This window comes from Mesorhizobium sp. C268A (genome assembly GCF_040324475.1).
Taxonomy (GTDB): domain Bacteria; phylum Pseudomonadota; class Alphaproteobacteria; order Rhizobiales; family Rhizobiaceae; genus Mesorhizobium.
The window spans coordinates 275428-295686 of the sequence record NZ_JAMYVX010000003.1; the positions used below are offsets into that span (position 1 = coordinate 275428).

The 20259-nt window shown below is 62.5% G+C and carries 16 protein-coding genes, 1 pseudogene and 1 riboswitch; of the genes and pseudogenes, 9 read left to right on the plus strand and 8 right to left on the minus strand.

What is annotated here, in order from left to right:
• Both NKL06_RS28265 and NKL06_RS28270 read right to left on the minus strand, forming a co-directional pair.
• Entirely contained in the window at positions 1-1530 is a 1530-nt protein-coding gene (locus NKL06_RS28265; protein WP_023691159.1) for a hypothetical protein, read from the minus strand.
• Between the two features lie 98 nt (positions 1531-1628).
• Positions 1629-2204, minus strand: a complete 576-nt coding sequence (locus tag NKL06_RS28270) for a GNAT family N-acetyltransferase (protein WP_023691158.1) — start codon at positions 2202-2204, stop codon at positions 1629-1631.
• 67 nt (positions 2205-2271) lie between these two features.
• Between NKL06_RS28270 and NKL06_RS28275 the strand changes: the two genes are divergently transcribed.
• Positions 2272-3600: a DNA polymerase IV gene (locus tag NKL06_RS28275; protein ID WP_023691157.1), complete on the plus strand. Its 1329-nt coding sequence runs from the start codon at positions 2272-2274 to the stop codon at positions 3598-3600.
• Between the two features lie 6 nt (positions 3601-3606).
• On the opposite strand, the gene NKL06_RS28280 is transcribed toward NKL06_RS28275, so the two are convergent.
• Entirely contained in the window at positions 3607-4113 is a 507-nt protein-coding gene (locus tag NKL06_RS28280) for a hypothetical protein (protein WP_023691156.1), read from the minus strand.
• 183 nt (positions 4114-4296) lie between these two features.
• Here NKL06_RS28280 and NKL06_RS28285 point away from each other — a divergent pair, with 183 nt between their 5' ends.
• Entirely contained in the window at positions 4297-5178 is an 882-nt protein-coding gene (locus tag NKL06_RS28285) for a DMT family transporter (protein ID WP_023691155.1), read from the plus strand.
• A gap of 7 nt (positions 5179-5185) precedes the next feature.
• Here NKL06_RS28285 and NKL06_RS28290 read toward each other — a convergent pair.
• From NKL06_RS28290 to NKL06_RS28305, 4 genes and pseudogenes are all read right to left on the minus strand, one after another.
• Positions 5186-5989, minus strand: a pseudogene (locus tag NKL06_RS28290) (potassium channel family protein).
• Positions 5990-6138: 149 nt separating this feature from the next.
• Positions 6139-6537, minus strand: coding sequence for a nuclear transport factor 2 family protein (locus NKL06_RS28295; protein ID WP_023691154.1), 399 nt, complete (start codon positions 6535-6537; stop codon positions 6139-6141).
• Positions 6538-6706: 169 nt separating this feature from the next.
• Positions 6707-10234, minus strand: coding sequence for a DNA polymerase III subunit alpha (gene dnaE / locus NKL06_RS28300; RefSeq protein WP_023691153.1), 3528 nt, complete (start codon positions 10232-10234; stop codon positions 6707-6709).
• A 259-nt stretch (positions 10235-10493) separates the two neighbouring features.
• Positions 10494-12506 (minus strand): acetyl-CoA carboxylase biotin carboxylase subunit, encoded by a 2013-nt coding sequence (locus NKL06_RS28305; protein WP_023691152.1) that lies wholly within the window; start codon positions 12504-12506, stop codon positions 10494-10496.
• Positions 12507-12743: 237 nt separating this feature from the next.
• Here NKL06_RS28305 and NKL06_RS28310 point away from each other — a divergent pair, with 237 nt between their 5' ends.
• From NKL06_RS28310 to NKL06_RS28335, 6 genes are all read left to right on the plus strand, one after another.
• A complete protein-coding gene (locus NKL06_RS28310) occupies positions 12744-13871 on the plus strand; it encodes an S-(hydroxymethyl)glutathione dehydrogenase/class III alcohol dehydrogenase (RefSeq protein ID WP_023691151.1) in 1128 nt (375 codons plus the stop codon).
• A 67-nt stretch (positions 13872-13938) separates the two neighbouring features.
• Complete coding sequence (gene gfa, locus NKL06_RS28315) at positions 13939-14508, plus strand: S-(hydroxymethyl)glutathione synthase (RefSeq protein WP_023691150.1); 570 nt, start codon at positions 13939-13941, stop codon at positions 14506-14508.
• Positions 14509-14572: 64 nt separating this feature from the next.
• Positions 14573-15046: a YaiI/YqxD family protein gene (locus NKL06_RS28320; RefSeq protein ID WP_023691149.1), complete on the plus strand. Its 474-nt coding sequence runs from the start codon at positions 14573-14575 to the stop codon at positions 15044-15046.
• A gap of 21 nt (positions 15047-15067) precedes the next feature.
• The gene (locus NKL06_RS28325; RefSeq protein ID WP_023688301.1) at positions 15068-15760 is read left to right on the plus strand and encodes a DUF1345 domain-containing protein; all 693 of its coding nucleotides are present in this window, start codon (positions 15068-15070) and stop codon (positions 15758-15760) included.
• Between the two features lie 136 nt (positions 15761-15896).
• Positions 15897-16772: a cytochrome b/b6 domain-containing protein gene (locus NKL06_RS28330; RefSeq protein WP_023691148.1), complete on the plus strand. Its 876-nt coding sequence runs from the start codon at positions 15897-15899 to the stop codon at positions 16770-16772.
• A 1-nt stretch (position 16773) separates the two neighbouring features.
• Positions 16774-17565: a molybdopterin-binding protein gene (locus tag NKL06_RS28335; protein WP_023691147.1), complete on the plus strand. Its 792-nt coding sequence runs from the start codon at positions 16774-16776 to the stop codon at positions 17563-17565.
• Positions 17566-17716: 151 nt separating this feature from the next.
• Here the strand turns inward: NKL06_RS28335 and NKL06_RS28340 are convergent, their stop codons facing one another.
• Entirely contained in the window at positions 17717-18718 is a 1002-nt protein-coding gene (locus NKL06_RS28340; protein WP_023691146.1) for a hypothetical protein, read from the minus strand.
• A gap of 199 nt (positions 18719-18917) precedes the next feature.
• Positions 18918-19004: riboswitch (glycine riboswitch) on the plus strand.
• A 149-nt stretch (positions 19005-19153) separates the two neighbouring features.
• Between NKL06_RS28340 and gcvT the strand changes: the two genes are divergently transcribed.
• Positions 19154-20254, plus strand: a complete 1101-nt coding sequence (gene gcvT / locus NKL06_RS28345) for a glycine cleavage system aminomethyltransferase GcvT (protein WP_023691145.1) — start codon at positions 19154-19156, stop codon at positions 20252-20254.
• The last annotated feature ends 5 nt before the right edge of the window (positions 20255-20259 follow it).

Consider the following 20259-nt stretch of genomic DNA (forward strand, 5'->3'; position numbering starts at 1 on the left):
TCAAGGCTGCAGCTTCGCCCCTGCTCCGCCATTGTTGCCCTCGCCAGGGATCGCATTCTGATCGGTGTTGTCTTCCACGACCGGATCCGGCCCCTTCAGCATGGCGCCGTTGACCGTCACCGACCCATCGTGCCTGGCGTTGATCACCCATTCGATACGGCCATCCGGCAGCGTCTTGGCAAATCCCTTGATGGCCAAGGCGCCGGTAAAAGCCTGTGAGGCCTGCGGGTAGGTCTTCGCCGCCTCCTGCAGGCTTGCCACGATCTTGTCGTAGCCGGTCACGTCGATCGTCACGTTGGCATCGGGCTTCTCGCCATCGGGAAACGTCATATCGCCCTCCAGCCCGATTTCGGCACCGCCGCCCTTGACCGTGCTGTGGCCGATGAGGATCTTGGGGCCGTTCGCCAGAAAATCTTTCTTCACGCCGTCGCCGAAATCCGCCGAAAGCGGCGGGTTGTTGTTGAGATCGAAGGCCTCGATAGCCTTCTTGGCCATTGTGTCGAGATCGATGTTGGCCCCACCGAAATTGAGGTCGATGTCGGTGGGCAACAGCGCGACGCTCCAGGCTGGAACAAGATTTTGCGGTATCGAGAGCCCAGACGCTTTGATCCCGTAGCTGATCGTCCCGTTGCGCGAGACACCGTCCATGCCGAAGGCGATGCCGAGTGTTGCTGCGCCGAAACTGCCGATCGGGCTGCCGACGCTGAAATCCTTGAGACTGTAAGCCCCATCAATCCGCTCCCATATCGGCAGCGCGGTCAGAAGATGCGACTTGAGCTCCGCCTGATTGGCTTTCAGTTTCGCCTCGTCCTCATTGGCCACGGCGAAAGCCAACAGGTCCAGAATAGGCTTCGTGCGCAGCCCCTTGCCTTTCGCGTCGACCGAAAATTCGGGCGACTTGACCGTCAGCGGGATTTTCTGCCCGCTGTTGGGGTTGTCGATCGTGATGACCTCTGCAAAATCGGCAATCGTCTGAACCATGCTAAAATCGACACCGCCATTTGCGCCCTTGGTAGCGCTCATTGTGGCGGTTCCAGCACCAGAACTCATCTCCGTGCGCTGCCTGGCGTCCTGCGACGTCATATTCATGCCTTCAAGTGACGACGTGGCGCTGCTGAAAGCCGCCAACTCGGGATCGTAGACACCAACGAACTTCCCGCCCTTGATAGACATCTTCATGCTTTGCGGCCCCTGAGGGCCGTTGAACTCCATCGACCCTTCCGGCGCCAGATTGCCTGAGACATCCCACGCGCCATCGCTGCGTGGTTTGGTCAACAGCGTATAAGGGGTGAGATCGAGCTTCAGGCCATCCTGTTTTGCCAAGAGTTCCACGACGGGCTTGAAATCGAATGCGAGCTTGTAGGCGTCGCCTTCGACCGAGACCTTCAGAAATCCGATCTCGAACGGCTTCTTGCTGAAATAGCGCGCCAGATTGTCGGTAAGCTGCTTGGCGCCCTCGCTGTCGACCGTCTGCCCAAGCGCCGGCGCACTGCAGGCTAGAAGCAAAGCGAATGGCAAAACGCGCTTCATATCGATCCTCCACTTTATTGCAGTCGTCAAAACCGCTTCTACCACTGGTAGGAAAATACCATCACAGCCGCAAGACAAGACCTATGGATTGCTGCCGCCTACAGCACCAGCCGCATCAGCGGCCGTCCGGCCTTGCGTTCGAGGAGCCGCTCGAAGCCGGCCTTTTCAAACACACGCGACGAGCCGACGAACAGCCCGATCGAACGCGAATCGCGCGACACGTCGATCGGACACGCCTCGACCAGCCGCGCCTTGTTCTGGCGGGCAAAAGCGATGCCGCCCTCGACCAGGCGGTGGCTGACGCCCCGGCCGCGCGCGCTGGCGCGGATGAAGAAGCAGGAGATGGCCCAGACGCCGGGATCTACGGCGTCGGTTGGATCGACCGGCGCCGAGCCCCGGCCCCGATTGTTCCATTCGGGCACGTCGGCGCGTGGGCCGATCTGCATCCAGCCGACCGCTTGGCCGTCCTCGAAGGCCAAAAGCCCCGGCGGCGGTCCGGCCTCGATACGCGCCTTGATATGATCCTTGTTGCGCTGCTTGTCCTTGGCCCTTCGGACCGCCGGCGCCATCCGGAAATGCGTGCACCAGCAGCCGTAACAGGCGCCCTGCTTGCCAAAAAGATCCTCGAAAGCCGCCCACAGGTCAGGCGCCAGCGGCGCTATGGTGGTGCTCATGAGTTCTCTCCCGGCTAACCGCTTGTGGCGGCTTCCGTCCTGACGTACCATTGCATCTGTTCTCTTTATGTTCGCAGCGATGGCGGCCCCTGTCAACAATCCCGAGCACGGTTTTTGCCGCGACTGCCTGACCCTTCAGCGCAGCGATACCAGGCGCTGTGAGCGTTGCGGCAGCCCTCGACTCACCCGCCATCCCGAGCTCTACCAGCTGCATCTGGCGCATATCGATTGCGACGCCTTCTATGCGGCGATCGAAAAGCGCGACAATCCGGCGCTGAAGGACAAGCCGCTGATCATCGGCGGCGGCAAGCGCGGCGTCGTCTCCACCGCCTGCTACATCGCCCGCATCAAGGGGGTGCGCTCGGCAATGCCGATGTTCAAGGCGCTCGAAGCCTGTCCGGAAGCGGTCGTCATCCCGCCCAATATGGAGAAATACGTCCGCGTCGGCCGCGATGTCCGCGCCTTGATGCAGGCGCTCACGCCGCTGGTCGAACCGCTCTCCATCGATGAGGCGTTTCTCGACCTTGCCGGCACCGAGCGCCTGCACGGCATGCCGCCGGCGGTGGTGCTGGCGCGCTTTGCGCAGACCGTCGAAAAGGAAATCGGCATCACCGTTTCGGCCGGCCTTTCCTACTGCAAGTTCCTGGCCAAGGTTGCCTCCGATTTCCGCAAGCCGCGCGGCTTTTCGGTGATCGGCGAAGCCGAGGCGCTGGGTTTCCTGGCCGAACAGCCAGTGACGCTGATCTGGGGCGTAGGCAAGGCTTTTGCCGCAACGCTCGAACGCGACGGCATCCGCAGCATCGCCCAGTTGCAGCGCATGGAGCGCGCCGATCTTATGCGCCGCTATGGCGTGATGGGCACCCGGCTCTACCATCTCTCGCGCGGCCAGGACGACCGCCGTGTCGATCCCGACCAGGATGCGAAAAGTGTGTCGGCCGAAACCACTTTCGACACCGACATAGCTGAAATGGGCGAACTGGTTCCAGTGCTGAGGGGATTGTCGGAAAAGGTCTCGGCGCGGCTGAAGAAGTCAGGCATTGCCGGGCGCACCGTGGTGCTGAAGCTGAAGACGCAGGATTTCAAGCTGCGCACCCGCAACCGCCAGCTCGGCGACCCGACAAGGCTGGCCGACCGTATTTTCCAGACCGGGCTCGACCTGTTGCGCAAGGAGGCGGACGGGACAAAGTACCGGCTGCTCGGCATCGGTGTCAGCGATCTCTCGGATGACGAGAAGGCCGATCCGCCCGATCTCGTCGACGTCGGCTCGCGCAAGCGCGCCATGGCCGAAAGCGCCATCGACACGCTGCGCGACAAGTTCGGCAAGAAGGCGGTGGAAACCGGCTACACCTTCGGTAAAGGCCGCAACGCCAACCCGCCGGAGCCGATCGAGGAGTGAGACGGCTTAGATACGCTTGAGATCGATGCGGCTCGTCACCACGTTGTTGCCGGTTTTCGGATCGACGTCGGTAACGGTCAACCGCATTCCGTCGCCGCTGGTTTTCTCGACCGTCAACCGCGCCTTGCGATCACCATTGACCTCCGCCGCCCAGCGAATGCCGAGACTGATCGCGTTCCCGGAACGGCTACCGGCGAGCTGTGCCGGCCCGGTGCGCGACCCGACATAGACGCCAGTATACTTCGCCCCGCGGGCCTTCAGATTGGCGCTGATGGCGCGCGTCACCACGACAAGACCACGGCAATTGCCGTCAAGCGACAATGAACTCGAGGTCGCGTCGGAATTGAAGGTGCAGGACACATTCACCGTCGGTGCGTCGGTGGTGACCTTGACTGTCCCCTTGCCGGAGAAATTCCCTTGCAAGGAGCTGAGAAAATTCGCCTCGTCGGCATCGGCCGTGGCGCTTGCAGTTAGCAGGCAGCCGGCTAGCAGAGACCGCGCGAATGATTTCATCGGAATCTCTCCCCCGTTGATGTTGAAGAAACGATGCGTCCAGCAATTGGCCAATACCGGGAACCAACGCCTGCCGTAGCGTCAGGTTCCACGTCCAGCATGGCTGTTTTGCAACGGGTCTGGCCCAGTCGAATGCGTCGCCTAACGGTTGCGATAGAAGTCCCGGCTTGCGACATAGCGCCTATGGCACCTTCCCCATCGATCCCGAAAGCCGCGTTCTGGATGGCGCTGTCCATCGCCTCGTTTCTGGCGATGTCAGTCGCTGGCCGCGCAACCACCGCCGAGCTCAACGTCTTCCAGGTGCTGGAACTGCGCTCGGTGATCGGCTTCTTCATCCTGTTGCCGCTGGTGACGATGAGCGGCGGATTCGCCGCAATGCGCACACAGCGCCCGTTGGCCCATCTCGGTCGCAACGTCATCCACTATACGGGCCAGGCGGCATGGCTCTATGCGCTGACGCTGATCCCGCTTGCGGTGCTCATATCGATCGAATTCACCACGCCGATCTGGACCGCGATCCTGGCGGTGACCTTTCTTGGCGAAAGGCTCTCCCGCCCGAAAATTGCGGCGGTCGTGCTTGGCCTGATCGGCGTGGTGGTCATCGTTCGCCCCGGCGTCGGCTCCATGGATCCGGGTCACCTCGTCGTTCTCGGCGCGGCCGTGTGCTTTGGCGTATCGCTGGTGTTGGTCAAGTCGCTGACCCGCACGGACAGCGTCGTGCGCATCATCTTCTGGATGCTGATCATCCAGTCGGTGGTCGGCCTGATCCCGGCGCTTTATCAATGGCGCAACCCCCCGCTCGAACTCTGGCCATGGATCCTGCTGATTGCCTTCACCGGCATGTCGTCGCATTTCTGCATGGCGCGTGCCCTCACCTATGCCGACGCTACGGTGATTTCACCGATGGATTTCCTGCGCGTGCCACTGTCGGCGCTGATCGGCTGGCTGCTCTACAGCGAACCGATCGACGTCTTTACAGCCGGCGGCGCCCTGCTGATCCTGATGGGCAACCTGTTCAACCTGCAGCGCAAGGCGCCAAAGCCGGCTGAGGTCGCGGCCTCGTAGCGGTCCGTCAATTCCCCTCATCCGGTATGTTGAGAAGATGCCCGCAGGCCTTGCAGTGCACGGCGTCCGGCTCATGCCGTTGCAGTCCGCATTGCGGACAGGGAAAGAACACCTTGGCGGGTCGAAAAATCGCCGTCGCCAGTCTGACGAACAGCGAGATGCCGATGATCATAGTGACGATCGCGGTCAGCTTGCCGGCTATGCCCGGCAGCACGATGTCGCCGAAACCGGTCGTCGTCACCGTGGCGACGGTGAAATAAAGCGCATCAATGTAGTTTTCGAGGCCGGCGCCGGTGCGAAAGAAGAAGGTGTAGACGAAGCCGGTGATGACGAACAGGAACGTCAACAGGTTGATGACCGCGTGGCTCGCCTCGCGCCAAGGCCTTAAGCCACGCATTTCGAAATGCCGCCACAGCGACCCGCTGCGCGACAGCGACCACAGCCGCAGGATGCGCAGGAACGCCAGATTTGCCAACGCCGTCGGCATCAGCAGCGTCAAAAGGATGAAGACATCGACCTATGACGTCGGCTGTTTTATCAGCCGCAGCATGTCGTTGGAGGCTAACAGCCGGGCAATCAGGTCGGCAGCGACCAAGGCCGCGACGGTATAGTCGAGCCACAGGAATGACGGCTTGTCCTGGAGCACCGGCGTGGCAACGAAGAAGGCGATGATGGCGAGGTCGATGATGACCGCCACCAGTTGAAACCGGAACGCCGCCGGCGTGCGTCCGTGATAGAGCTTGCGCAGCCTGTCACGCAGCCGCGCCATCGCTGAGCTTTGCTGCGATCCGTCCTTCTCGGCTGCTTTCATCACTAAGTGCGTAACGGTCCCAGCCGGGGCCGTCTAGAGCATGATCCCAAAAAGTGGGTGCCGGTTTGCGGAAAAGATCATGCTCCAACAAAGGGTTAGATCATGATGAGATTTCAACCAAATCTCATCATGATCTGACCCGGTGATCGTCAGCCCTCCACCACCTTGCCTTCCGGCCCGACAAGGCGCCAGGCCGAGGCGGTGTCGTAGACGAACCGCTCCTCCGCAATCCGGTCACCACGCCAGCGCTGCAGGGCCACCTCTTCCAGCCGGCGCACGGTGCCGGCCTTGTCGACACGGTCGAAGGTCCAGCGGATGGCGACATTGTCGCCATCGACCAGGAATGTCTGGACAGGATGGGTGTGCATCTTCTCGATCCGGTCGAGTGCTGCCTGCTCATGCGCCATCAGTGTTTCCTTGCCGCGCCGCGGGACGCCGAGATTTTCCTGCATGGTGGCATCGTCATGGTAGAAGTCGGCGATCGCCTTGACATGGCTGCCTTCGACCACCTCCTTGAGGAAGGCTTCGACGCGTTCGCGGCTGGGCATGATTGTGCGTTCCTTTGAAGTTTCTGCTCAACGCATGTGGTTCAAAGGAAGGTCAGGTCAACCACGCCCCGCACGCTGGCCCTATCGGCTGCAATGTCAGGCCCAGAGCATCTTTATGCCGTCATGCACTGGCCGACGTCGATGCGATTGCCGTGTATATCAGCGCAGCCTAGACGAGCTCGACTTCGACCACACCCGGCACCGCGCGCATGGCCGACGCGATCTGCGGCGAGATGCGGTAGCGATTGGGCAATTCGATCTCGATCTCACCTTGCCCGGCTTCCTTGATCAGCACGAAGCTGACCTGGCCCTCGCCCTTTACCGCCAGTTGGCCGGCCAGCATGCCGATCGGAGCCGCATCGCGCACGAAGATGCGCAGCGCCTTCTGGATACGGCTGGCCTCATCCTCCAGCGACTGCACCGTCTGGATGCGCAGATTGACCCCTTCGGGCCTATCCTCGGCCGAAACGGTGATCACCACCGAACGTCCGGGCTCGAGCAGATCGCGATACTGCGCCAACCCTTCCGAAAACAGCACGGCTTCATATTGGCCAGATGTGTCGGAAAAGGCGATGACGCCCATCTTGTTGCCGGTTCGGGTCTTGCGCTCCTGCTTGGTGGTGACGGTGCCGGCGAGCCGGCCCGCGGCGGCACCGCGTTTGACCGCAGCCGAGAACTCGCCCCAGTTTTGCACGCGCATCTTCTGCAGGGCCGCCTTGTACTCGTCGAGCGGATGCGCCGAAAGATAGAAGCCGACGACCTGGAATTCGCGGTGCAGCCGGTCGGCGGCAAGCCACGGATCGGTCTGCGGCAAATTGAGCGCCTGCTGTTGCGCGCCGAGCGACGCGCCGAAAATGTCGTGCTGGCCCGAAATGGCATTCTGCTGCGCCAGAGAAGCCAGCCCCATCATCCGTTCGACGCCGGCCATCATCTGGGCGCGGTCGTGGCCGAAGCAGTCGAGCGCGCCGGCCATGATCAGGCTTTCGAAGACGCGCTTGCCGACGATCTTGGGATCGACCCTTTCACAGAAATCGGCGAGATTCTTGAACGGCTTTTCGCCGCGCATGGCGACGATGTGCTCGACCGCCGCGTCGCCAACGCCCTTGAGTGCCGCCAGCGAATAATAGATGCGGTTCTCGCCGACCTCGAAATTGCGGAAGCTGGTCATCACCGACGGCGCCACCACCTCGATGCCGAGACGCAGCGCATCCTGGCGGAAATCGGCGAGTTTGTCGGTATTGCCCATGTCGAGCGTCATCGACGCCGCCAGGAACTCGACGGGGTAATGCGCCTTGAGATAGGCGGTCTGGTAGGACACGACGGCGTAGGCGGCCGCGTGCGATTTGTTGAAGCCGTAGTCGGCGAACTTGGCCAGAAGGTCGAAGATGAAGTCGGCCTGCGGCTTGCCGACGCCGCGTTCGACCGCACCAGTGACGAAGCGCTCGCGCTGCTTGTCCATTTCGGCGCGGATCTTCTTGCCCATGGCGCGGCGCAGCAGGTCGGCTTCGCCGAGCGAATACCCCGACAGCTCCTGCGCGATCTGCATCACCTGTTCCTGGTAGACGATGACGCCTTGCGTCTCCTTCACCAGATAGTCGATTTTGGGATGGATCGAGGCCATCTCCTCTTCGCCATGCTTTCTGGCGTTGTAGGTCGGGATGTTCTCCATCGGGCCGGGGCGGTAGAGCGCCACCAGCGCGATGATGTCCTCGATACAGTCGGGCCGCATGCCGATCAGCGCCTTGCGCATACCGGCACTTTCCACCTGGAACACACCGACCACTTCGCCGCGCGACAGCATGGCGTAGGTTTCAGGGTCGTCGAGCGGGATCGTCGCCAGGTCGATCTCGATGCCGCGCCGGCGGATCAGCTTCACTGCCGTCTCCAGCACGGTCAGCGTCTTCAGGCCGAGGAAGTCGAACTTCACCAGCCCGGCCTGTTCGACATATTTCATGTTGAACTGGGTGACCGGCATGTCGGAGCGCGGATCGCGGTACATCGGCACCAGTTCCGACAAGGGCCGGTCGCCGATGACGATGCCGGCGGCGTGCGTCGAAGCGTGGCGGTAGAGCCCTTCCAGCTTTTGCGCCATATCGAGCAGCGTCTGCACGATTGGCTCCTTCTCGGCCTCCTCGGCAAAGCGCGGCTCGTTGGCGATGGCATCCGCCAGCTTGACCGGATTGGCGGGGTTCTGCGGCACCATTTTGGAGAGCTTGTCGACTTGGCCGTAAGGCATTTGCAGCACGCGGCCGACGTCGCGCAGCACCGCGCGCGCCTGCAGCGTACCGAAGGTGATGATCTGCCCAACCTGGTCGCGGCCATATTTCTGCTGGACGTAGCGGATGACCTCTTCGCGCCGGTCCTGGCAGAAGTCGATGTCGAAGTCGGGCATCGACACGCGGTCGGGGTTGAGGAAGCGCTCGAACAGCAGCGAGAAGCGCAGCGGATCGATGTCGGTGATGGTCGTGGAATAAGCGACCAGCGATCCGGCGCCCGAACCACGGCCCGGCCCGACCGGAATGCCTTGCGCCTTGGCCCATTTGATGAAGTCGGCGACGATCAGGAAATAGCCGGGAAACTTCATCTTCTCGATGATGGAGAGTTCGAAATCGAGCCGCTCGCGGTATTGTTCGACCGTGTAGCCGGAAGTGGGCCCATGCGCAGCCAGCCGCGCCTCGAGCCCCTCATGCGCCTGCCGGCGTAGCTCATCGGCCTCCGCTTTCAGCGCCACCTCATTGTCGGCGACATCGCCGCCGGTAAAGCGTGGCAGGATCGGATTGCGGGTCTTGGGATAATAGGAACAGCGCAGCGCGATCTCGACGGTGTTGTCGATCGCTTCCGGCAGGTCGGCGAACAGCCGCGCCATATCCGCCTGGCTGCGCAGGAAATTGTCCGAAGTCAGCCGGCGACGGTTGTCGGCGGCAACCACCGAACCCTCGGCAATGGCGATCAGAGCATCATGCGCGTCATAGTCGTCGCGGGCGGCGAAGAACGCCTCATTCGTGGCGACCAGCGGCAGATCATGGATATAGGCAAGGTCGACCGATGATTTCTCGATAGCGCGGTCATAACCGGAAACACGGTCCAGCTCGACATAGAGCCGGTCGCCGAACAGCGCCTTGAGTGCCAGAAGCCGCGTCTCGGCAAGATCTCGGCGATCCTCCTTCAGCGCCCGGCCGATCGGGCCGCGCGGCCCGCCGCTGAGGCAGATCAGGCCATCGCTATGGCCTTCCAGCATTGCTGACGTCAGATGCACGGGCTCGCCCGGCGGCGTCTCCAGATAGACCTGGCTGACCAGCCTGACGAGGTTGCTGTAGCCGGCCTCGGTGGCGGCGAGCAGCACCACGGCGTGCATCTCCGGACCATGGCGGCGGCGGTCGCGCTGCGCGTCGCTGGTCTCGCCGGAAAAGGCGAGATCGATCTGGCAACCGATAATCGGCTGGATGCCTTCCTTCACCGCCTTCTGGGCAAATTCCAGCGCGCCGAACAGATTGTTTGTGTCGGTGACTGCGATTGCCGGGCACTCGTCCTTGACTGCATGACCGACAACGGCGGCGACCTGCAAGGCGCCCTCGAGCAGCGAATACGCCGAATGCACGCGCAGATGGATGAACGGCCGCGCCGGCGCCTCCGGGCGCGCAGCAGCGAGCGCTGCTTCGCGCCTCAGGGGATCGCGTGGAAGTTTGTCATCCGCCATGATGTTTCAAATTGCTCGAAGGGCTTTGAGTCGATGGAGATGTATTGTCCCGGACCGGGCGATGCCAGTCCAGCACAAATGACCACCGACCACAGGCTTCCGTACCCAGCCGCACGGCTCAGAGATTGTTCGAAATTCGCACTGGCGAGTCATATGATGGTGGTTTCGAGAACCGGAGCGCAGCGGCCATTGGTCCGTGAGCACGGGAAGCGCAGAACCACCTTCAGATGGCCGCCGGAGTAGAATTTCCAAACAATCTCTAGGCGAACTCCATGATCACCGCATCGACAGCCAGGCTGTCACCCGGCTTGGCGTTGAGCTTCGACACGACAAGATCGCGGTCGGCGCGCAGCACGTTTTCCATCTTCATCGCCTCGACCACGGCCAGCGTCTCGCCGGCCTTGACCTCCTGCCCCTCGGCAACCGCGATCGACACGACCAGGCCCGGCATCGGGCAAAGCAGCATCTTGGACGTGTCCGGCGCCACCTTCTCCGGCATCAGCCTTTCCAGCTCCGCCGTGCGCGGCAGCATGGCGCGCGCCGTCACCGACATGCCTTTCCAGGCAATGCGCAGGCCGTTCGGCGCCGGCCTGATCTGCGCCGTGACCTTGCGGGCACCGACAGTGCCGCGCCAGATGAGGTCGCCCGGCCGCCAGTCGGACGCCACGGTCAGCGCTTTGCCGCCATCGACCGACAGATCGATTTCCATCGGAATGGAGATCATGCCCTCGATGATCGAAGCCTGGAGATAGTCGTCGCCGAGCTTCACCACCCAATCGCGCTTGAGTGCGCCCGAATGCGGCGCCAGCCGCCCGCCCAGCCGGTCGAGCCGGTCGCGGCGCAGAAGCTCGACCGCGGTGGCGATCGCCGCCAGCACTGCCTTTTCATCGCCATTGGGCACGATCGGCGCGAAGCCGTCAGGATATTCCTCGGCGATGAAGCCCGTCGATATCCGCCCCTCGCGCCAGCGCGGATGCTGCATCAGCGCCGCCAGGAATGGAATGTTGTGCTCGATGCCGTCGACGACGAAACTGTCCAGCGCTTCCGACATGGCGTCGATTGCCGCCAGCCGTGTCGGCGCCCATGTGCAGAGTTTTGCCACCATCGGGTCATAGAACATCGAAATCTCGGAACCTTCGGTGACGCCGGTGTCGTTGCGGATGACGATGTCGCCGAACGTGCCCTCCTCCGGCGGCCGGTAGCGCGTCAAACGGCCGATCGAGGGCAGGAAATTGCGATAGGGATCCTCGGCATAGAGCCGGCTTTCCACCGCCCAGCCGTTCAGCTTGACGTCGCTCTGCTCGATCGCCAGCTTCTCGCCGGCGGCGACACGGATCATCTGCTCGACTAGGTCGATGCCGGTAACAAGCTCCGTCACCGGATGCTCGACCTGCAATCGTGTATTCATTTCAAGGAAATAGAAGTTCTTTTCAGCATCGACGATGAACTCGACGGTGCCGGCGCTCTGGTAGTCGACCGCCTTGGCCAGCGCCACGGCCTGCTCGCCCATGGCCTTGCGCGTCCTGGCATCGAGGAATGGCGACGGCGCCTCTTCCGCAACCTTCTGGTTCCGGCGCTGGATCGAGCATTCGCGCTCGCCGAGATAGAGGGCGGTGCCATGCGCGTCGGCCAGCACCTGGATTTCGATATGACGCGGATCGACGACGAACTTTTCGATGAAGACGCGGTCGTCGCCGAACGAGCTTTTCGCCTCCGAGCGCGCCCGGTCGAAGCCGTCGCGCACTTCCGACTGGCTCCAGGCAATGCGCATGCCTTTACCGCCGCCGCCGGCCGAGGCCTTGATCATCACGGGATAGCCGATCTCGCCGGCGATCTTTTCGGCATGGTCGGCATTTTCGATGACACCAAGCCAGCCCGGTACCGTCGACACTTCTGCGGCATTGGCGAACTTCTTCGATTCGATCTTGTCGCCCATCGCCTTGATCGCCTTGGCTTTTGGACCGATGAAGACCATGCCCTCAGCCTCAAGCGCTTCGCAGAAGGCGGCCCGCTCCGACAGAAAACCGTAGCCGGGATGCACGGCCTGCGCGCCCGTCTCCTTGCAGGCAGCGATGATCTTTTCAGGCAGAAGATAGCTTTGCGCGGCCGGCGATGGCCCGATATGCACGGCTTCGTCGGCCATTTCGACGTGCACGGCGTCGCGATCGGCGTCGGAATAGACCGCTACGGTGGCAATCCCCATCCTGCGCGCCGTCTTGATGACGCGGCAAGCAATCTCGCCGCGATTGGCGATCAGGATTTTCGTGAACATCGAAGGCGTTTCCTCGGTCTTTCGTCCTTCTTATGGGCTTCGGCAGCCGGGCTCAAGCACCGCCGGCAGCGCACCCATCAAGACACTCCCTGCCCGCCAGGCCCGTGCCGAGGGGCGAAGGTTGGGCTCGCCGACGACTGAGCCAAGATTTGCGCCATATTTGGTCGCCAAATCGGGTTGAAACAGTATAAAAACCCTGAAAGCCTGAAGACCAATCGCCTTGGGAGGAATTGCCTGATGAAAACCCGCGCCGCTGTCGCTGTCGCCGCCGGAAAGCCGCTGGAAATCATGGAGGTCGACCTCGACGGACCGCGCGAAGGCGAGGTGCTGGTCGAGATCAAGGCGACCGGCATCTGCCACACCGACGAGTTCACTTTGTCGGGCGCCGATCCCGAAGGTCTGTTTCCGGCAATCCTCGGCCATGAAGGCGCCGGAATCGTCGTCGATGTCGGCAAGGGCGTCACTAGCGTCAGGAAGGGCGACCACATCATCCCGCTCTACACGCCGGAATGCCGGCAGTGCCCGTCCTGCCTGTCGCGCAAGACCAATTTGTGCACCGCCATCCGCGCCACGCAGGGCCAGGGCCTGATGCCGGACGGCTCGTCGCGCTTCTCAATCGGCAAGGACAAGATTTTTCACTATATGGGCTGCTCGACCTTCTCCAACTTCACCGTGCTGCCCGAGATCGCGGTGGCCAAGGTCAACCCCGAGGCCCCCTTCGACAAGATCTGCTACATCGGCTGCGGCGTCACCACCGGCATTGGCGCTGTCATCAACACCGCCAAGGTCGAGCAAGGCGCGACCGCCGTGGTCTTCGGCCTAGGCGGCATCGGCTTGAATGTCATCCAGGGCCTGAAGCTGGCCGGCGCCGACATGATCATCGGCGTTGATCTCAACAACGACAAGAAGGCATGGGGCGAGAGGTTCGGCATGACGCATTTCGTCAATCCGAAGGAGATCGACGGCGACATCGTCCCCCACCTCGTCAACATGACCAAGCGCGGTGCCGACCAGATCGGCGGCGCCGACTACACGTTCGACTGCACCGGCAACACCAAGGTAATGCGCCAGGCGCTGGAAGCCTCGCATCGCGGCTGGGGCAAGTCGGTCGTCATCGGCGTTGCGGGCGCCGGCCAGGAGATTTCGACCAGGCCATTCCAGCTGGTCACCGGCCGCACCTGGATGGGCACCGCCTTTGGCGGCGCACGCGGCCGCACTGACGTGCCAAAAATCGTCGACTGGTACATGGACGGCAAGATCCAGATCGACCCGATGATCACCCATTTGCTGAAGCTGGAAGACATCAACAAGGGCTTCGACCTCATGCATGAGGGCAAGTCGATCAGGAGCGTCGTCGTTTATTGAGGAGAAGAAGCCGCCGACCGAAGGGCCAGCGACTGTAGTTGCATGGGTTCAACAAGGGAGGAAGATAATGCCTGAGAAACTGCATCCGAAAATCGACAATGGCCTGCCGAAGGAAAGCGCAAGCTTTGCCGGCGGCACGCTGGTCTGTGCCTGCACCAGCAAGCCGGTGAAGGTGACGGTCAAGGGCCAGATCGCCCACAACCATGCCTGCGGCTGCACCAAATGCTGGAAACCGGACGGCGCGGTGTTCTCGGTCGTGGCGGTCGCCGGCACTGGCGACGTCACCGTCACCGAGAATGGCGACAAGCTGAAGGTGGTCGATCCGGCAGCATTGATCCAGCGCCATGCCTGCACCGGTTGCGGCGTCCACATGCACGGCCCGGTCGAGCGCGATCATCCGTTCAAGGGTCTGTCCTTCATCCATCCCGAGCGCTTCGAGGAAGACGGCTGGTCACCGCCGGGCTTCACCGCTTTCGTCTCGTCGATCATCGAATCCGGTGTCGACCCCAAGCGCATGGACGGCATTCGCGGCCAGTTGAAATCGATCGGCCTCGAACCCTATGACTGTCTCAACCCCGGCCTGATGGATTACATAGCCACCTGGACGGCGAAGAAGTCGGGCGCGCTGCCGGCCTGACGGTACGAGATTTCTGGCATGGGGCCGGGTAACATGCCGGCCCCATGTCCGTTTTGGAGAGATAATGCCCGCACCCGCCATCTACGTCGACGCCGACGCCTGCCCGGTGAAAGCCGAGGTCGAGAAGGTCGCCGAGCGCCATGGCGTGGTCGTCACCTACGTCTCCAATGGCGGGCTGCGTCCGTCGCGCGATCCGATGATTCGCAACGTCGTCGTCTCTAAAAGCGCCGATGCCGCTGACGATTGGATCGTCGAGAACGCAAAACCCAACGACATCGTGATCACCGCCGACATCCCGCTTGCCGCTCGCACCGTGGGGCTCGGCGCGCATGTGCTTGGGCCAACCGGCCGGCCGTTCACGCCGGAGACCATCGGCATGGCGGTTGCAATGCGCGATTTGAAGCAGCATCTGCGCGAAACCGGCGAGAGCAAGGGCTACAATGCCAGCTTTGCGCCACAGGATCGCTCGCGTTTCCTGGGTGAGCTCGACCGTATCTTGCGGCGGGCTCTGAAATCCGTCACACCCGACCAGACGTGAAGCATCATCCGAGGTCGGGCTATGGCCGACACATCGCCGAATAACCCCTTGCAGCGGCACAAGCAGTTCTTTGTGTCGCTAGCCGTCGGTCTGGTCGTATTTGCCGCGGTATTGCCTTTGATTGGATCGCTCCCCGTCTCCACGCGGCTTGCTTATTCGATCTCGATTGCCGCCGATTCCTTCTTCGTCGTCTTCATCGCGCTCGTCATCGCCAAGATGCCGCTGCTGTCCGGCCGCTATCTCAGCAAGAACGCGCGCGAACTGGACCTCCCAGTGCTGGGCATCTTTGCCATCACGCTCGGCATCGTCGCCATGGCCATTGTCCTGCTGTTCCTTTTGATCAATCACAAGGATCGCGACCCCATCGAACTCGGCTTCGCCATGCTGTCGATCCCGCTTGGCTGGTTCACCATCCATGCCATGGCCGCCCTCCACTATGCGCATGTCTACTGGATGGACGGCGACGCGATCGATGCCGAAACCAAGAAGAAGATACCGGTCGGCGGCCTCGATTTTCCCGGCAGCAAACGGCCGGACGGTTGGGACTTTCTCTATTTCGCGACGGTGATCGGCATGACCGCGCAGACCGCCGACACCGCGATCACGACCTCGCATATGCGCCGCGTGGTGCTTGTCCATTCGATCCTGTCGTTCTTCTTCAACGCCGTCATCGTCGCCGCCGTCGTCAATCTCGCGGTGAGCCTCGGCAATTGAGTATCCGTGCCCGCGATAAACCCGTGCCCGTAATAAAAACGTGACCGCATGAAACATCGCTTTCGATAGCGACGTATTGGGAGGACAAGGACGAGCGCGGCCATCCCAGGATCGCGCAGCCGGAGGCGAGGAAAAGATGGAAACCATTACCATGAGTCAGCCCGGCGCAGGCGTCGATGCCGCCTCAACGAAGGATGCGACGCTGATCTACCGGCAATCGCGCTGGACCCGCCTGACGCACTGGCTGTGGGCGATCTCGCTGTTCTTCTTGCTTTTGTCCGGCCTGCAGATCTTCAATGCCCGGCCGCAGCTCTACATCGGCAAGCAATCCGGCTTCGAGTACAACAACACCGTCTTTGCCATCGGCGCCGAAAACACCGCCACCGGCCCGCGCGGCTATACCGAAATCTTCGGCCATCGCTTCGACACCACAGGCGTGCTCGGCTGGTCGGGCCCGGCCCGGCAGCAAACGTCGCGTGCCTTCCCGTCCTGGGCGACAATCCCGTCCTATTACGATCTCGGCACCGCCCGCGTTGTGCATTTCTTCTTCGCCTGGATACTGACAACCACCTTGGTCGTCTGGCTGGTCGCCAGCCTGGTCAACGGCCATCTGCGCCGCGATCTGGCGCCGCGCCTTGACGATCTCAAGCGGCTGCCGCAGGACATCATCGAGCACGCCAAGCTCAGGTTCCACCACACACGCGAATACAACACGCTGCAGAAAATGGCCTATGGCGGCGTACTGTTCGTGCTGTTGCCACTCATGATCATCACCGGCCTTGCCATGTCGCCGAGCATGAACTCGGTGCTGCCCTGGCTCAACGAACTGCTCGGCGGAAGGCAGACGGCGCGCACCATCCATTTCACGGTGATGGTGCTGCTGGTCGGCTTTTTCATCGTCCATATGATGATGATCCTCGCCGCCGGCCCGATCAACGAACTGCGCTCGATCATCACCGGCTGGTACCGCACCGATCCGCCAAGGCATGGCGACACCGAGAGGAGTGCGTGAGATGGCCAAATTCCAGATCAGCCGCCGAAAGTTCCTGACGGGCGCCGGCCTCGGCGTTTCCGGCATCATGTTGTCGGGCTGCGATGCCTTCGACAGCCAGCTCGGCATGGGCGACGGCCTGCGCAGTTTCCTCGAAAACGCCAATGGCCTGACCTACCGCGCGCAACGCTGGCTTGCCGGCCGCGATGCTCTGGCGCCGGAATTCACCGAGGCCGACATCCGCCAGCCGCAGCGGCCGAACGGCGTCACCGCGCCCGACGATGACACCTACAAGGGCCTGCTCGCCAACAATTTCGCCGACTGGCGGCTGGAGGTAACGGGCCTGGTCGAAAAGCCGCTGTCGCTCAGCCGCGAGCAGTTGGAGAACATGCCGAGCCGCACGCAGATCACCCGCCACGACTGTGTCGAAGGCTGGAGCTGCATCGCCAAATGGACCGGCACCCCGCTGTCGCTGGTGCTCGACCAGGCTGTGGTCAAGCCGCAGGCCCGCTATGTCATGTTCCACTGCCTCGATACGATCGATCGCAGCCTCTCCGGGGAAATCAAATATTACGGCACCATCGACCTGATCGATGCCCGCCACCCGCAGACGATCCTCGCCTACGGCCTCAACGGCAAGCCGCTGCCGGTCGAAAACGGCGCGCCGCTGCGCGTGCGCGTCGAACGACAGCTCGGCTACAAGATGCCGAAGTATCTCTACAAGATCGAGCTCGTCGACAGTTTTGCCAATATCGGCGGCGGCCGCGGCGGCTATTGGGAAGACCATGGCTATGACTGGTATGGCGGGATTTGATGGCCTCGCATTCTGACCGAGCACGATCTGACTCCGACCGAACCGAGCTTGCCTGAGGAAGCCGGTTTCGAGCGCGTGGCCGAACTTGGCGATTGGCCTGAAGACACTCCAATATCGTCCTCTGCAAAACGGTCGCAGAAAACGGCGCGGCTTAAGCAACCTTGTCGAGCAGTGGCTTGAGCGCCGGATGTATCTCCGGCGAGGCGAGTTTGATCAGCGTCAGCAGCGCGCGTTCATTGTCACGCAGCGGGCGGTCGGTGCCGATGCGATCGGCCAGCCATTTCGGCTCGCTGGCGTCGATCGTCTCGGCGCGGCGCGCGAGTGCCTCGGCGGCACGGTTCTTCGACTCCCATTCGGCCTCGATATCGCCGGGCGAACGATAGGCTTCCATGATGCCGGCCAGTCCGCCCGACACCATGCGGCTGAAGAAGCCACCAATTTCGGGCTCGACCTGGTCCAAGAAACTGTCACGACGCAGCGCCACATCGCGCGTCGGCGCTTCGTAGCCGGCCGAACACATGACGAAATTGGCGAGCGCCTTGACGAACAGGTCGTTCCAGGACGGGTCGCTGTGGGTCGCTGCGGTCTGCTCGTTGATCTGGAACAGCACCTCGGCCTCAACCCGTGTGATGGCGATGTTACCGTCGCCGCCATAGGCATGGAGAATGCGGCGCAACAGATCGACCTCTGCCTTGGCGACCAGCCCGGGAACCAGCGCGCCGCCGAGCATCAGTGGTCCCTTGCCGTCGACCACCGCGTTGGCGACCTGCTCGAGCGCATAGGCGGAGAGCCGGCCGGGCGATGATTTCGCCCTTTCCAGCACATGCACCAGCAGCTCCAGTTCGGTCACACTGTCGACCATTCCGTCGCGCGAGATGGTCTGGATCAGCCAACCGGCATTGTCTTCAGAGATATAGCCTGCCGGCTTTTCCTGGTGGACGATGTAGTCGGTAACGGCCTCGACGAAGAATTCAGGCCATTGCGGACATTTGTCCGTCGCTGTCGCATCGAGCGCGAACAGTGCTTCAGCCTCGCCGCGCGTCACCACGCCGTCGGCGAACACTTCGCGACGCAGCATGACGACATCTTCCGCCGTGATGCGGTCCTTCGAGGCCAGCCCCGCCACCGGCGCGCTCCCGATCCGTTCGCCCATCTGTCAATCCCCATCCGCCGTGCCCAACGCAATTGCCGGCCAAACCGTCAGCCCAGAATATCGCCATTGTCTTGAAAAACCGGCAAACGGCGTGGTTAGCGAAGACTGTAAAGACGACGCGCTTTACGTGTCGCTGGCAGGTGACAAGGTGTCGCCGACAAGCTATGGATGGCGCGTCGAGGGCTTAAGTTTTGAGTCCTACCTGTTTGCGGGAGAGAGCAGCGCGAGCTGCCGCCGAAGGGGAAATCGCCCGAAATCTCTCAGGCAAAAGAACCGTAGACGGGAAAGACACTCTGGAAAGTCGGGGCTTGCCCCCGCGCCGAAGGTGTAAGCGTCGCCGACAGAGTTCCGGTTGCGCGAGTCTCTCAGGCTTCAGACAGAGGGGCACGGACTGGTCGCCAGCAGCGGCCGATTGCGTGCGACTCTGGAGATGACATGACGGGCGACGACACCAAACACCTTCCTCTCGAAGATCTGCACACCGCCGCCGGCGCACGCTTTGGCGCCTTTGCGGGCTGGTCGATGCCGCTGACCTATCCGGCCGGCGTGATGAAGGAGCACCTTCACACCCGCGAACATGCCGGCCTGTTCGACATTTCGCATATGAAGCTGTTCGCTGTCAGCGGACCGGGCGCTGCGGCACTGCTCAACCGCGCCAGTCCGCTCGATGCCGGCGCGCTTGAGATTTCACAGTCCAAATATAGTTTCTTCCTCAACGAGGCCGCCGGGATCATCGACGATCTGATCGTCACCCGGCTCGGCGCCGAGCGCTTCATGGTGGTCGCCAACGCCGGGAATGCGGTCGAGGACGAGAAGCATTTGCGTGCGCTGGCCGCGGACTTCGACGTCAAAGTCGATGCGCTCGACCGCGTCTTCCTGGCGATCCAGGGGCCGGAAGCCTGGGCTGCCTTGTCCCGCGCCGGCATCGAGACCGGCTCGCTCTTGTTCATGCATGGCATCGAGCCGAAGCAAAACTGGTTCATGAGCCGCTCCGGCTACACCGGCGAGGACGGCTTCGAGATCGGCCTGCCGGAGGCGGATGCGCGCGCTCTGGTCACGAAACTGCTCGAGGACGAGCGTGTGTTGTGGATCGGCCTTGCTGCCCGCGACTCGCTGCGGTTGGAGGCCGGCCTGTGCCTGCACGGCCAGGACATCACGCCGGAGATCGATCCGGCCAGTGCCGGCCTGATGTGGGCGATCCCCAAAGATCTCCGCGCCGGCGGGTCCTTCATCGGCGCCGATGCGCTGCGGTCCATCCTGGAGCGCGGGCCGTCGCAAAAGCGCGTCGGCCTGAAGCCGGACGGCCGCCAGCCGGTGCGCGCCGGCGCTGCTTTGTTCGATGCCGACGGCGATCCGGCCGGCTACGTGACATCAGGCGGCTTCGGCCCGTCGGCCGGCCATCCCGTCGCCATGGGCTATGTGTCAACGGCCTTGGCCAAGCCGGGCACGAAACTGTTCGCCGACGTTCGCGGGACGAAAATCCCGGTCGATATCAGTTCCTTGCCCTTCACTCCTCATCGCTACCGCAAAGGATAATTCCG

Excerpts from the sequence above, each read along its gene's own strand:
- gcvT (WP_023691145.1), top strand. The coding sequence starts at position 19,154 with ATGACGGGCGACGACACCAAACACCTTCCTCTCGAAGATCTGCACACC.
- dnaE (WP_023691153.1), bottom strand. The coding sequence starts at position 10,234 with ATGGCGGATGACAAACTTCCACGCGATCCCCTGAGGCGCGAAGCAGCG.
- NKL06_RS28335 (WP_023691147.1), top strand. The coding sequence starts at position 16,774 with ATGGCCAAATTCCAGATCAGCCGCCGAAAGTTCCTGACGGGCGCCGGC.
- NKL06_RS28275 (WP_023691157.1), top strand. The coding sequence starts at position 2,272 with ATGTTCGCAGCGATGGCGGCCCCTGTCAACAATCCCGAGCACGGTTTT.
- NKL06_RS28330 (WP_023691148.1), top strand. The coding sequence starts at position 15,897 with ATGGAAACCATTACCATGAGTCAGCCCGGCGCAGGCGTCGATGCCGCC.
- NKL06_RS28305 (WP_023691152.1), bottom strand. The coding sequence starts at position 12,506 with ATGTTCACGAAAATCCTGATCGCCAATCGCGGCGAGATTGCTTGCCGC.
- NKL06_RS28270 (WP_023691158.1), bottom strand. The coding sequence starts at position 2,204 with ATGAGCACCACCATAGCGCCGCTGGCGCCTGACCTGTGGGCGGCTTTC.
- NKL06_RS28265 (WP_023691159.1), bottom strand. The coding sequence starts at position 1,530 with ATGAAGCGCGTTTTGCCATTCGCTTTGCTTCTAGCCTGCAGTGCGCCG.
- NKL06_RS28320 (WP_023691149.1), top strand. The coding sequence starts at position 14,573 with ATGCCCGCACCCGCCATCTACGTCGACGCCGACGCCTGCCCGGTGAAA.
- NKL06_RS28325 (WP_023688301.1), top strand. The coding sequence starts at position 15,068 with ATGGCCGACACATCGCCGAATAACCCCTTGCAGCGGCACAAGCAGTTC.
- NKL06_RS28280 (WP_023691156.1), bottom strand. The coding sequence starts at position 4,113 with ATGAAATCATTCGCGCGGTCTCTGCTAGCCGGCTGCCTGCTAACTGCA.
- NKL06_RS28285 (WP_023691155.1), top strand. The coding sequence starts at position 4,297 with ATGGCACCTTCCCCATCGATCCCGAAAGCCGCGTTCTGGATGGCGCTG.
- NKL06_RS28340 (WP_023691146.1), bottom strand. The coding sequence starts at position 18,718 with ATGGGCGAACGGATCGGGAGCGCGCCGGTGGCGGGGCTGGCCTCGAAG.
- gfa (WP_023691150.1), top strand. The coding sequence starts at position 13,939 with ATGCCTGAGAAACTGCATCCGAAAATCGACAATGGCCTGCCGAAGGAA.
- NKL06_RS28295 (WP_023691154.1), bottom strand. The coding sequence starts at position 6,537 with ATGCCCAGCCGCGAACGCGTCGAAGCCTTCCTCAAGGAGGTGGTCGAA.
- NKL06_RS28310 (WP_023691151.1), top strand. The coding sequence starts at position 12,744 with ATGAAAACCCGCGCCGCTGTCGCTGTCGCCGCCGGAAAGCCGCTGGAA.